Source organism: Cobetia sp. D5, from assembly GCF_035666195.1.
Taxonomy (GTDB): Bacteria; Pseudomonadota; Gammaproteobacteria; order Pseudomonadales; family Halomonadaceae; genus Cobetia; species Cobetia amphilecti.
Genome location: NZ_CP142020.1, coordinates 2,945,352 through 2,957,794 on the forward strand (window position 1 = coordinate 2,945,352; position 12,443 = coordinate 2,957,794).

Sequence of the window (12,443 nt, forward strand, 5' to 3'; positions counted from 1 at the left end):
GTGTTACGTATCGACTCAGTATAAGAGCCGAACTCGTTACGATGAAAGGAATTTTATTCAAATCTTCCTTTAAGAAGAAAGCACATGCAGGTGCGTCCTTCCAGCTCTGATCGGGTCTGTTTCCCTTGAAAACGGTACCGATCCTCAGGCATACGGTGAAGGAAAACAGTGTTTTTTGCAACGTCGAAAATCTTTGACACTAACTGTATCAGAATAGCGACGCTGTAAAACCCCTGTTTTACTCTCTTCCAAGGTGCTGGCGAACCAGCCCCTCGAAAATCTCGACGCCGGGCGCCAACAGCGTATCAGGAAAATCGTAATCGGGGTGGTGAAGGCCGGGCATTTCCTCGCCTGCGCCAAATGTGAACATGGCGGCATGGCAGTCACGTGCCAGCACGCCAAAGTCCTCGGACCAGCGATGTGCCTGAGGAAGTTCCACGCAATCAAGCCCTTGCTGTCGTGCCACGCGGCGAATCATGTCGTTCGCCTTAGGCGAATTCCAAGTCGCATCGAAGGTGTCACACCAGTCCACGTCGATGCCCAGACGGTCTTCTTCCGCCTCGCTGCGCGCCAGTGACACCGCCGCTTCGGCCAGCGCCTTCATCATGTCATCACTCTCGGTGCGCAGGGTGACCATCACCTCGGCGTCGCCCGGTGAGGTGCCGAACGCGACCTCGCCCAGGCGCGCATGAATCAGGGTCACCACCGCAAGTCCGGTCTCATCGGCAAATTGCAACGGCAGACGCGACAGGCCTTGCATGATGCGACACATGGCCATCGCCGGGCTGCGACCATTTTCCGGGTGGGCCGCATGTGCACAGAGCCCGGAAAGCCGCACGATCATGCCGCGTGAGGCGCAGGTGAAGGCATGGTCGCGCACGCTGACTTCCCCGAGGGGGCGCCCCGGCAGGTTGTGACACGAATAGAGATAATCCGGCTTGAGCGCGGCAAAGGCCTTGCTGCGTACGACGGCGCGCGCGCCTTCGCCGGTTTCCTCGGCGGGCTGGAACAGCAACACCACCTCGCCCCTGGCGACCGGAGACGCCGCCAGGCGCTGCGCCACGCCCAGCATCCAGCTCATGTGGCCGTCATGGCCGCACAGGTGCCCGACATGCGGATGACAGGAGGACCAGTCGCCGCGCGGCGCCTCATCGATGGGCAGCGCATCCAGCTCGCAGCGCAGCATGACGCGCGGGCCTGGCTCGGCGCCGCGGAAGATGGCGGCCAGACCATGCCCGCCCAGCCCGCTGACCACCTCGGCGCCGGCCTCCTGCATCCAGCCGGCGATGCAGGCCGCCGTGGCGGCTTCCTGTCCGGAGAGTTCCGGTGAGCGGTGCAGGGCGTGACGCAGCTCGGCCAGCGGCGTGCCCAGCAAGGAAAGTGTCGTGTTCATGCCTGCCTCGTGAAGACTCATCAGACGGCCTGCCCCAGATCTGCTGGCGAAGCGGGACGCTTGCGCCCCAGGTAATGCTGATGCCAGAACTCCATGTTGCTCAGCACGCGACTCGCCGCCAGCTGCAGCGGCTCCGCCAGCGCTTCCTCGACGGCGATGCGCTCCTTGTCTTCGGCCAGTCGCTCACGCGGCGACAGCGCCTTGCGCGCCGAATGGGTGTGCAGGTGTGACACCCGCCCATGCAGGACACCGAAGACCGAGAGCACGTCATCTTCGGCCAGACTGGTATCGAGAATCTCGATCAACACCTTGCAGCGCAGACCGCCTTCCACCATGTCGACCTGCCCGGCCTGCATGGCGCGTGCGATGGCTTCGAGGCTTTCCAGACAGTTGGCGCGCGCCTGGATGAGCTCTTGCTCGCGACGCGCCTCACGCACCTTGACCTCGCGGCGCAGCTTGAGGGCATAGAACGCCAATCCCGCGATAATGATGATCGCGATGACGGCCAGAATGATGCTGATAGTCAGGGACATGCCTTTCTCCTGCGGTAAACAAGCCATGAGTATAGGGACTGCACACGCGACACCCAAGGCGGGGCACTGCGACCGATGACCACGTAGCCCGCCCTCACCCACGCCTTGCGTCAACAAAAGGCCCCGCATCAGGGATACGGGGCCAGTCGTGTCATTCACTCTTGCACGCTTTTCTCTGTCGCACTCATGCTTCGCCCGGCACGCGAGCGGTCAATCTGTCAGAGCGGACCTTCACCGCCCCGCCATCAAGGCCTCGAAGCTGGCCTTGAGCTTGAGATTCTGCGCCTGATGCGAGTAATTGCGTGCCAGACTGGCCAGCGCAGCGCTCAGCGCCTGAGTGTCGCTCTCGAGCAGATGGGTGCAGCGCTCGGCCCACTGCTGTGGCGTGGACTCTGCCGCCATGACCAGTTCAGGGTAGTCATCGAGCAACTCGGCCGAGCCGACCCGCGCATTGAGCAGCACCGGCGCACCACAGGCCATCGCCTCCAGCGCGACACGTCCGAATTCCTCGATATGGGCCGGCATCACGAACAGGTCCAGCGCACCGTAGAGCGTCTCAACCTCCGGGATGGTCGAGCGCCAGATCATGCGCTCGGCGATGCCCGCCTCCCTGGCCTGCTGCTGGTAAGGCGCGGCATCATCCTTGCCTACCACCAGGAAGCGATAGCGGCCCGGTGAGGCCTGCTCCATCAGCGCCGCCATCGCCACGAAGCCTGCCACGTTGCGCTTGGTGAAGTTGCCGGATGACACCAGACCGACCAGCAGCTCGTCCTCGGCCACGCCCAATGCCTCACGCTGGGCGGTGCGCCCTGCGCGCGCGCGCTCGACCGTGAATTGCACCGGGTCATAGCCCGGGTAGCTGATCTCGATCCGCTCAGGCGCGATACCGTAGCGCGCCATCAGATCCTCGCCCATCATGCGCGAATTGACCGCAACCTGACGGAACTTGCCCCCCTTGAGCACGTGATCATGAATCGCCGCCACTTCGTGGTCGCGAGGCAGCTCACGGCCATGGATGCACTGCGAGGCAAGGTGCACGCAATTGTGCAGATAGACGGTATCCGGGCTTTCGCAGTCACCATGACTGATCAGCAGGTCGGGCGCATGACGGCTGGCCCAGGCCTGAACACGGCGATTGAACCAGAAACGTCGATACGCCCCCTTGAAGGGCCACCGCCACAGGCGCACCAGTTCCGCGCCGTGGGCGCGAGCCAGTTCGGGCTTGCCGCGCTCGGCGAGAATCACCACGCGATAGCCCAGCGCGCGCAACGCATCCGCCTGCTCGAAGGCATTGCGGCTGGCCCCGGTGTTCTTCTCGACCTGACGAATGGCGATCGCGGCCAGCTTGCCTGCGCCAGTGCTCACGACGCCTCCTGCACGCGGCGCATGGAGTCACCGCGACCGACCGCGTAGTACATCAGGCCAGCGGCCTTCATGGCGGCGGGCTCGAACAGGTTGCGGCCATCGACCACCACCGGGAAGCCGAGCTGCGCCTTGAGCCACTCGCCGTCCAGGGTGCGGAATTCCTTCCACTCGGTGCACACCACCAGCGCATCGGCGCCCTTGACCGCCTGCTGACGGTCCGCGACCAGCACCAGCTCATCACGCTCGCCGTAGATGCGGCGGCATTCCTTCATGGCTTCCGGATCATAGGCCTGCACGGTCGCGCCAGCGGCCCACAGCGCTTCCATCAGCGTGCGGCTCGGCGCGTCGCGCATGTCATCGGTGTTGGGCTTGAAGGCCAGACCCCAGACAGCGATGGTCTTGCCCTTGAGGTCGCCATCGAAGGCCCGCGACAGCTTGTCGAACAGCGTGACCTTCTGGCGCTTGTTGACGGACTCGACCGCAGTCAGCAGCTCGGCGTCATAACCGACCTGACTGGCAGTACGCGCCAGTGCCTGGACGTCCTTCGGGAAGCAGGAACCGCCATAACCACAACCGGGATAGATGAAGTGGTAGCCGATACGCGGGTCACTGCCGATGCCGCGACGCACCTCCTCGATGTCCGCACCCAGGCGTTCGGCCAGGTTGGAAATCTCGTTCATGAAGCTGATCTTGGTCGCCAGCATGGCGTTGGCAGCGTACTTGGTCAGCTCGGCGGCGCGCACATCCATGAACATCAGCTTTTCATGATTGCGGTTGTAGGGCGCGTAGCATTCGCGCATGCGCTCACGCACCTTCTCGGAATCGGTGCCGACCACGATGCGCGCGCCACGCGTGAAGTCCTCCAGCGCCGCGCCTTCCTTAAGAAATTCCGGGTTGGAACAGACATCGAAGTCGACACTTTCGCCGCGCTCGGCGAGCACTTCGGCGACTCGCGCCGTGACACGATCCGCCGTGCCCACCGGCACGGTGGACTTGTCGATGATGACCTTGTAGTCATTCATGTGCTCGCCGATGGTGCCGGCCACCGCAAGCACGTACTTGAGGTCGGCGCTGCCGTCTTCGTCCGGCGGTGTGCCCACGGCGATGAACTGCAGCACGCCGTGCTCGACGGCCTGACGGGCGTCAGTGGTGAAGTTGAGGCGGCCGGCCTCGACATTGCGCAGCACCATGCTCTCCAGCCCCGGCTCGAAGATGGGGATCTCGCCTTGCTTGAGGCCATCGATCTTGGCCGCATCAACGTCCATGCAGATCACGTCATGGCCGACATCGGCCAGACAGGTGCCAGTCACCAGGCCTACGTAGCCTGTTCCGAAGACAGTGATTTTCATGTCAGTCCTTGAGGGTTTCTGAAGGTAATGAAGCAGGTGACAAGGTGAACGCCGACGACTCCTCTGACGGCGTCACGCGGGAATCCGGTTGTGGGGCTTGCCCGTCGCGTTTCGCGCCCTGCCCGGACATGAACTCCGGACGCTCCAGCAGCTCGGTGGTCGCCTCAACCGCTTCCTCGAGCTCTTCGGCACCCGGCGCGAGAGGTCGGGAAAGAAAGTCCGACGGCAGGGCTTCATAGAAGTTCAATCGTCCCAGCTGGTCCAGCACCGGATGACGTTCACGCGGCTGATAGCAGACCGCCCAGGGCGACAGGCACGGCTTGTCACCGGAGAAGCGGATGCCCAGCCAGTCGCTGGCCAGATAGGGCAGGTCAAAACTGGCGAAAGGCTCATCGGCGTGCGAGCGCAGGCGCGTCAGCTCGCGCGCGGGATTGGGCGCCTGCGCTGTCTGCCACAGCCATAGCGGAATGCGGTACGGCGCCTGACTGGGGCGATCACCGCCATGCACATAGGCGTCACTGAGCGGGTCATGCTCGAGGCCGTGGTCCGACAGATAGAGCACGCCAGCGGGTCGCCCCTCGAGGCGCTGGAAGACACCCTCGAGCACCTGATCCGTGAAGCGGATGCTGTCATCGTAGGCATCGGTCAGCGGCGAGCGGCTGTCCGGGGTCAGGAAATAGCGCAGTGAATCCGGGTACTGCAGGCTGGCCGGCGGGTGACTGCCGTAGAGATGCAGCACGATCAGCCGCGGCCCCTCGACCTCGCGCGCCAGCGCCTCATCCAGTGCATCCAGCAAGCCATCGTCATAGTCGGTCATGATGGTGCGAGCGACATCGGCACGCTGGGCGATGGCGGTGATCCAGGTGCGCTCGGAGGTGATATCGAGCCCCTGGCGCGACAGCCACTCGGTATGATAGCCGGCCTGATTGGCCAGCGAGATCAGATTGGCGTCCAGGTAGCGCGGCGAGAAGGTCCGCGGGTCGGTCAGGCTGGCCAGCATCGGTACCGCCAGCACGGTCTGCGGCGCCGGCGCGATGGCCTGATCGAAGACCACCAGCTCATCGCGGCGCGCATCGAGATTCGGCGTCGTGGCACGGGAATAGCCATACAGCGACAGCTGGTCGCGGCGCTGGGATTCACCGATGATCAGGACGAAGACGGCGTCATCCGACACCTCGGGGCTGCGCGAGACGCCGCCGAAATCATAGTCGTCCGCCATCAGCGCCTTGTAGCGCTCCTTCTCCCACCAGGCATGCGAGGTGGTGGCCAGATTCCAGCCCGGCGAGACCGACAGCGTCGTGATGGCCAACGGCACACTGGCCCGGCCCCACTGCCAGCTACCGGCCAGCAGCATCAGCATCCAGAGCACGAAGGCGATTCCGCTGCGCCCGCCCAGCCGGGCGCGAGCCAGCCCCGCCCCGAAGCGATTGCCCAATGACAGCGCCAGCAGGAAGAACCCCAACGGGACGATCAGGGCCAGCGGGAACTTGAACAGCATCGCCATCGATTCGCTGCGGCTGGTATCCAGCGAGCTGAGCGCAAAGGCCAAACCATAGCGGGAATCGTAATAGACGGCGCTGACCACGCTTGCGGAGAGATTGACGCCCAGCGACGCCATCAGCCCCAGCGCCGGCCAACGCCAGCGCGGACGGTGCAGCGCCGCCAGCAGACACGGCCACAGCAACAGATTGCCGAACAGGATCAGGCCGCCCTCGAGCAGGCCGTGATAGATCAACGGCACCAGACTCGCCAGCAGGGCCAGCGTGATGGCGGAGATCACCCCGGCCCGTTTGCTCGCCTGATCGCTGCGCGCAAACAGGCGACGGACGAGGCGCTGCAGCAGGCCCTTCATGCGCGTCCTCGCCATGACATGAGCGCTTCAGCCCTCACGCGGGCCAATGGATGCACGAGCCGTCGAGCCCCGGCCACCCTCAGACGTCCAGCGCCTGGCGCCAGCGACCATCCGCTTGGCCACAGGCGATGAAGAAGGGATTCACCAGTGTATCGCGGGCGTTGTAGTCCAGACGACGCGGTTGTGCGGGCAATGACTCGGCATCGAAGACCTGGCCGCCGGCCGCTTCCAGTACGGCCTGGGCCGCCGCGGTGTCCCACTCGCTGGTCGGCGCGTAGCGCGGATAGAGATCCGCATTGCCTTCCGCGATGCGACAGAACTTGAGCGAGCTGCCACAGCTGACGTTCTCCACCGGTGCCAGTCGTTCGATCAGCGCCGCCGTACGCGCATCGAGATGCGACTTGCTGGCCACGACTCTCAATACCTCGGGCTCCGGACTGACCGTGATCGCGACACGCCCGGTGGCGTCTTCCCGGAAGGCCCCCACACCGGCGAGGCCGCTCCAGGTCGTCTCCAGCACCGGCGCATCCACCACACCCAGTACGCTGCGCGAACCCTGTATCAGTGCCACGTTGACGGTGTATTCACCGCTGCCGGTGACGAATTCACGGGTGCCATCCAGCGGGTCGACCAGCCAGAAGGTCTGCCAGTCACGCCGCGCCGCGATATCGGCCTTGTCGCTCTCCTCCGAGAGCACCGGAATCTGCGGCGTCAGACGGGCCAGCCCCTCGACCAGCACATGATGCGCCGCCATATCCGCCGCCGTGACGGGGCTGTCATCCGCCTTGGCACGCGTGCCGAGCTCTCCCCCACGGGCAACGGCGAGTATCGCCTGCCCCGCTTCACGGCAAAGCTGTTCAATGGCCGTCAGCAGTTCAAGATCGAGGGTGACATCAGACTGGGTCATGGGGGTCTCGCAGAGAATTCGAAGGAGTCGGCACGGGCCCTTCGGCCCGCCGTCATCATACGCAAAAGCGGCCGCGGATGCTGCCCGCGACCGCTTCGAGAGGTCTTCACACAAGCGCCGTCAACTCAAGCTTGGTCAACTTCGGCGCACTGACCATGCAGTGTCAGTTTTCAGGCACTGCGATAGCCGTTGGGGTTGCGCGACTGCCAACGCCAGCTGTCGGCCATCATGCGGTCGAGACCCAGCTCGGCCTTCCACTTGAGCTCATTGAAGGCCTTGTCCGGCTCTGCCCAGCACTCGGCGATATCACCGGCGCGACGCGGTGCGATGCGATACGGCACCGGACGACCGCTGGCCTTCTCGAACGCCTTGACCATGTCCAGCACGCTGTAGCCGGTACCGGTGCCCAGGTTGTAGGTGTGAACGCCATCCCGCGCATCACCGGCCAGGTAGTCCAGCGCCTTGAGGTGGCCATCGGCCAGGTCGACGACGTGGATGTAGTCGCGCACCCCGGTGCCATCCGGCGTCGGGTAGTCATCACCGAACACGGCCAGTTCCTCGAGGCGGCCCACGGCGACCTGGCTGATATACGGCACCAGGTTGTTGGGGATGCCGTTGGGGTCTTCGCCGATGGTGCCGGACTCATGGGCGCCCACCGGATTGAAGTAGCGCAGCAGCGCGATGCGCCAGCTGTCATCCGCGACGGCCAGGTCGCGCAGCACTTCCTCGACCATCAGCTTGGAGCGGCCATAGGGGTTGGTCGCGGAGGTCGGGAAGTCTTCACGGATCGGCGTGGAGGCCGGGTCGCCATACACGGTGGCGGAGGAAGAGAACACGATACGCTTGACGCCGGCACGCGCCATGGCGTCACACAGCACCAGGGTGCCGTTGACGTTGTTGTCGTAGTAGGCCAGCGGCTTGGCGACGCTCTCGCCGACCGCCTTGAGCCCGGCGAAGTGGACCACGGCCTCGATATCGTGACGCTCGAACAGGCTGTCGAGCAGCGCGCCGTTGCGGATATCCCCTTCGACGAACGGCACTTCGCGTCCGGCAAGCGTCGCCACACGCGCAAGAGAGGCTTCACTGGCATTGGACAGGTTGTCCAGCACCAGCACCTGATGGCCGGCCTCCATGAGCGCCAATACCGTATGAGAGCCGATGTAGCCTGCACCACCCGTGACCAGAATCATCAATCATCTTCCTTGTGAAAGTAACGCGACAGTGGGCCACGCAGTTGTCCTGCGCTGGCCCTGTTCATGGCTGCTAACCCTACCTTCCAGCCCTTGCGCTCACAAGTCCACAGCCAACGACAGCGTCTGTCGCCAGACAGCAACCTGACCCGTGCAAGATGGCGTCACACAGGGCCTGGCCCGAGGTGTGAGCGCCTCGGATCAAGCGTCGCGCTTGCGCGGCGTCAAGGTTTCACTTGCCGGAGTTTCAAAACAGGCAATGAAGGCTATTGAGCCGCGCCGCAATGCTGAGACAATGGCCGCGCCTTGCCGCCTGAGCGCCCGGCAGATCGACTCGCGAGCGGCTTTCTGACATGGCAGGCAACATGACACGTCGTGCACGTCACCCCGACCGGGAATACATGCGCGACATTTAATGAATAACACCAACACGACAACTCGCCATCACCTACCATGACCCATACCAACAACACGATGACCACCATGATGAGGAAGCCAGTCGCCGACCGGCTTCTCTGGAGTCGACATGCCTGAGCAATCTCCCGATCACGTCGCTGATCAATCCACTACGCCGCCACAAGCGCCACTCGCGGCGCGCATCGGCCTGATACTCGGACCCCTCCTGTTGCTGCTGACCTGGCTGACACCGGCACCGGGTGGCATGCCGGACAGCGCCTGGCTCTGCGTCGGCCTGGCCCTGCTGATGGCCACCTGGTGGGCCACCGAGGCCCTGCCGATTCCGGTGACCTCGCTGCTGCCCATCGTGCTGGTGCCGGCGCTTGGCATCGACGACATCAAGAGCACCACCGCCGCCTATGCCAACCCGACCATCTACCTGTTCCTCGGTGGCTTCCTGCTCGGGATCGCCATGCAGCGCTGGGACCTGCATCGCCGCGTGGCTCTGCATACGCTGAAACTTGCCGGTCACTCGCCGCGCCGCCAGATCGCCGGCTTCATGATCGCCACCGGCTTCATCAGCATGTGGGTGTCCAACACCGCCACCAGCATCATGATGCTGCCCATCGGCATGTCAGTGGTCAGCCTGATGTCCAGTGGTCAGGACGAGCGCGACAGCAATGACCCGGAACTCAAGCGCTACGCCGCCGCCCTGCTGCTGGGCATCGCCTATTCCGCCAGCCTCGGCGGTATCGCGACCCTGATCGGCACGCCGCCCAATGCCCTGCTGGCGGGTTACCTGTCCAGTGATCAAGGCATCGAGATCGGCTTCGCCCAGTGGATGGTCGTCGGCCTGCCGGTGGCCATCGCGATGTGCGCCATCACCTGGTGGTGGCTGACGCGCACGCCCTTCTCCTTCAAGTCCGAGACGGCAGACAGCGGCGAGATGATCAGCCGCGAGCTCAAGGCGCTGGGTGCCATGAGCAGCGCCGAGAAACGTGTCGGCGTCGCCTTCCTGGTGGCTGCCCTGCTGTGGATGTTCCGTCCGCTGATCAACCAGATGGGCCTTGCCTGGCTGTCGGACACCGGCATCGCCATGGCCATCGGCGTGGGCCTGTTCGCCATTCCCTCCGGCACCTCACGCGGCCGCCGCCTGCTGGTGTGGGAAGACGCGCGTGACCTGCCCTGGGGCGTGTTGCTGCTGTTCGGGGGTGGTCTGGCACTGGCGGGCGTGATCAAGAGCTCGGGTCTCGCCGAGTGGATCGCCGGCCAGCTGTCGATGTTCAGCGTGCTGCCGCTCATCGGCCTGGTCGCCATCGTGGTCGTGGTGATCATCTTCCTGACCGAGGTCACCTCCAATACCGCGACGGCAGCTGCCTTCCTGCCGCTGCTGGGGGCACTGGCGCTGTCACTGGACATCGATCCGCTGCTGATCACCGTGCCGGCAGCCATCGCGGCCAGCTGTGCCTTCATGATGCCGGTGGCGACGCCGCCCAACGCCATCGTGTTCGCCACCGGCCACCTCAAGATCCAGACCATGATGCGCGCCGGCTTCTTCCTGAACCTGGCCGGTACCGTGGTCGTCACCCTGCTGGCCTATGGCCTGATTGTGGCACTGTGGGTGTAGAGGCAAGTGCTGACGCAGGGTCTGGAAGAGCACGAGGAAGAGAGCGAAGGTGAGAACGAGGGTGAGAACAAAAGCGCCTGACGAGCTTCTCACCGCCCTTGAAGCCTGAGCCCTGAAACCTGCAAGCCTCAGCCCCCCCGAAACGACAACGCCGGACTCCAATGGAGTCCGGCGTTGTCGTTCATGCCAGGCAGATTCTGCGACATCTCCTCATGACATCTGCTGTCATGTTCAGAAGAAGCCGAGGAAACCCTTGATGATCAGCGAGTTGGCGATATCGATCAGGAAGCCACCCACCACCGGCACGATGATGAAGGCCAGACGCGACGGCCCGTGGTGCTGCGTGACCGCCTGCATGTTGGCGATCGCCGTCGGCGTGGCGCCCATGCCGAAGCCACAGTTACCCGCGACCAGCACCGCAGCGTCGTAGTTCTTGCCCATCAGGCGGAAGGTGACCTGGGTGGTGTAGAGGAACACCAGCGCGACCTGTGCCAGCAGGATGGCCAGAATCGGCAGTGCCAGATTGGCCAGATCCCAGAGCTTGAGCGTCATCAGCGCCAGCGCCAGGAAGATCGACAGGCTGATGTTGCCCAGCACATCGACGGCGTGGGTATTGAGGTGCTTGTCGCCGAAGGCGCGCACCACGTTGCCGATGACGATACAGCTGAACAGCACCCACACGAAGGTCGGCAGCGAGAAGGCGGTGCCCGAGGTGAGTGACTGCAGCTGCTGGCCACAGACGACCCCGAGCAGCAGCATGAAGAGTGTCTTCAGGGCATTGGACGTATTCAGCGGATGCTGGACTTCCGTCTCGTCATATTCGGAATCGCTGACCTGGGCGTTGATGTCCTGCCCTTCACGCTTCATGCGATTGATCAGGAAACGCGCCGTCGGCCCACCGATCAGGGAACCGAACACCAGCCCGAAGGTGGCACAGGCCATCGCGACTTCCATCGCGCCATTGATGCCATATTCGTCGGCGAAGACGTTGGCCCATGCCGCGCCGGTACCGTGGCCACCGGACATGGTGATGGAACCGCCGAGCAGACCCAGTACCGGATCCAGACCGAACAGACTGGCAACACCGACACCCAGCAGGTTCTGCAGGATGAGCAGACCGATGACCAGCGCGAGGAACAGCACCAGCTTGCTTCCGCCGGCACGAATCATGCGCACGTCTGCCGACAGACCGACGGAGCCGAAGAACAGCAACATGAAGGGAGTCTGGAGACCGCCGAAGAACTGGAACTCGTAACCCAGGCCGCGCAGGCCGGTGACGATGATGGTAGCGATGAGGCCGCCGACCACAGGCTCGGGGATATTGAATTCGCGCAGCACGCGCACGCGCTCGACGATCAGATGGCCAACGACGAGGACAAGCGCCGCCAGCAACAGGGTGGTGATAGCATCAAGTTGAATCATGCGATACCGATGAGTAGTTGTGGGTTGTTCTAGCGGACCTCCTGAACGAGAGGTGCACTGGCGATGCCCGATCAGAGCAGGGATGGGGACGCATCCATTATCTCTTCAATCAGGGGGGTTGCCTTTGCACCGCTTGGAATTGTTGTGTTCTCGAATCCGGTCTGCCACCAGATCGTTATCATTATGCGGGTGCAGCGATGATACGCAGGGTGGGCACCGGTGCAAGCCCGGATGTTGACTGAGCCGTCAACATCAGACAAAAGTCTATAGCGGCCTGGCGAGCATGACACGTATTTTCCACGCAAGCCTGCCCGCGTCAGCCCAGCAACGGCGGGCGTGAGCGCCATCCGGGCAACTTCTGCCCTGCCACGAAACGCAAAGACCCCCGCTCTGATGAGCGAGGGTCTCG

At 63.8% G+C, this 12,443-nt stretch carries 9 protein-coding genes; 1 reads left to right on the forward strand and 8 read right to left on the reverse strand.

The window, feature by feature from the left end; all coding sequences use genetic code 11:
• Positions 1-238 precede the first annotated feature (238 nt).
• From U0O11_RS12285 to galE, 7 genes are all read right to left on the reverse strand, one after another.
• Complete coding sequence (locus U0O11_RS12285; RefSeq protein WP_324690320.1) at positions 239-1,393, reverse strand: amidohydrolase; 1,155 nt, start codon at positions 1,391-1,393, stop codon at positions 239-241.
• 20 nt (positions 1,394-1,413) lie between these two features.
• Complete coding sequence (locus U0O11_RS12290) at positions 1,414-1,926, reverse strand: DUF2489 domain-containing protein (RefSeq protein WP_324690321.1); 513 nt, start codon at positions 1,924-1,926, stop codon at positions 1,414-1,416.
• A gap of 231 nt (positions 1,927-2,157) precedes the next feature.
• Entirely contained in the window at positions 2,158-3,291 is a 1,134-nt protein-coding gene (locus U0O11_RS12295) for a glycosyltransferase family 4 protein (protein ID WP_324690322.1), read from the reverse strand.
• A complete protein-coding gene (locus U0O11_RS12300; protein ID WP_324690323.1) occupies positions 3,288-4,640 on the reverse strand; it encodes a UDP-glucose dehydrogenase family protein in 1,353 nt (450 codons plus the stop codon). Before U0O11_RS12300 ends, U0O11_RS12295 begins: the two co-directional genes overlap by 4 nt.
• Before the next feature lies 1 nt (position 4,641).
• Complete coding sequence (locus U0O11_RS12305; RefSeq protein ID WP_324690325.1) at positions 4,642-6,492, reverse strand: sulfatase-like hydrolase/transferase; 1,851 nt, start codon at positions 6,490-6,492, stop codon at positions 4,642-4,644.
• A 79-nt stretch (positions 6,493-6,571) separates the two neighbouring features.
• Positions 6,572-7,399 carry a 3'(2'),5'-bisphosphate nucleotidase CysQ gene (cysQ, locus tag U0O11_RS12310; protein WP_216059966.1) on the reverse strand — a complete coding sequence of 276 codons (828 nt, stop codon included), beginning with the start codon at positions 7,397-7,399 and terminating at the stop codon, positions 6,572-6,574.
• 170 nt (positions 7,400-7,569) lie between these two features.
• Entirely contained in the window at positions 7,570-8,592 is a 1,023-nt protein-coding gene (gene galE, locus U0O11_RS12315; RefSeq protein WP_054555473.1) for a UDP-glucose 4-epimerase GalE, read from the reverse strand.
• A gap of 523 nt (positions 8,593-9,115) precedes the next feature.
• On the opposite strand from galE, the gene U0O11_RS12320 reads away from it, so the two are divergent.
• On the forward strand, positions 9,116-10,612 hold the full coding sequence (locus tag U0O11_RS12320) for an SLC13 family permease (protein WP_324690329.1): 1,497 nt from the start codon (positions 9,116-9,118) through the stop codon (positions 10,610-10,612).
• Positions 10,613-10,843: 231 nt separating this feature from the next.
• Here U0O11_RS12320 and gltS read toward each other — a convergent pair whose 3' ends face one another.
• Positions 10,844-12,034, reverse strand: a complete 1,191-nt coding sequence (gltS, locus tag U0O11_RS12325) for a sodium/glutamate symporter (protein ID WP_043331271.1) — start codon at positions 12,032-12,034, stop codon at positions 10,844-10,846.
• Positions 12,035-12,443 lie beyond the last annotated feature (409 nt).

Bases quoted from the DNA above. Each gene is read 5' to 3' on its own strand.
- U0O11_RS12300 (WP_324690323.1), bottom strand. From the start codon at position 4,640: ATGAAAATCACTGTCTTCGGAACAGGCTACGTAGGCCTGGTGACTGGC.
- U0O11_RS12290 (WP_324690321.1), bottom strand. From the start codon at position 1,926: ATGTCCCTGACTATCAGCATCATTCTGGCCGTCATCGCGATCATCATT.
- U0O11_RS12320 (WP_324690329.1), top strand. From the start codon at position 9,116: ATGCCTGAGCAATCTCCCGATCACGTCGCTGATCAATCCACTACGCCG.
- gltS (WP_043331271.1), bottom strand. From the start codon at position 12,034: ATGATTCAACTTGATGCTATCACCACCCTGTTGCTGGCGGCGCTTGTC.
- cysQ (WP_216059966.1), bottom strand. From the start codon at position 7,399: ATGACCCAGTCTGATGTCACCCTCGATCTTGAACTGCTGACGGCCATT.
- U0O11_RS12285 (WP_324690320.1), bottom strand. From the start codon at position 1,393: ATGAACACGACACTTTCCTTGCTGGGCACGCCGCTGGCCGAGCTGCGT.
- U0O11_RS12305 (WP_324690325.1), bottom strand. From the start codon at position 6,492: ATGAAGGGCCTGCTGCAGCGCCTCGTCCGTCGCCTGTTTGCGCGCAGC.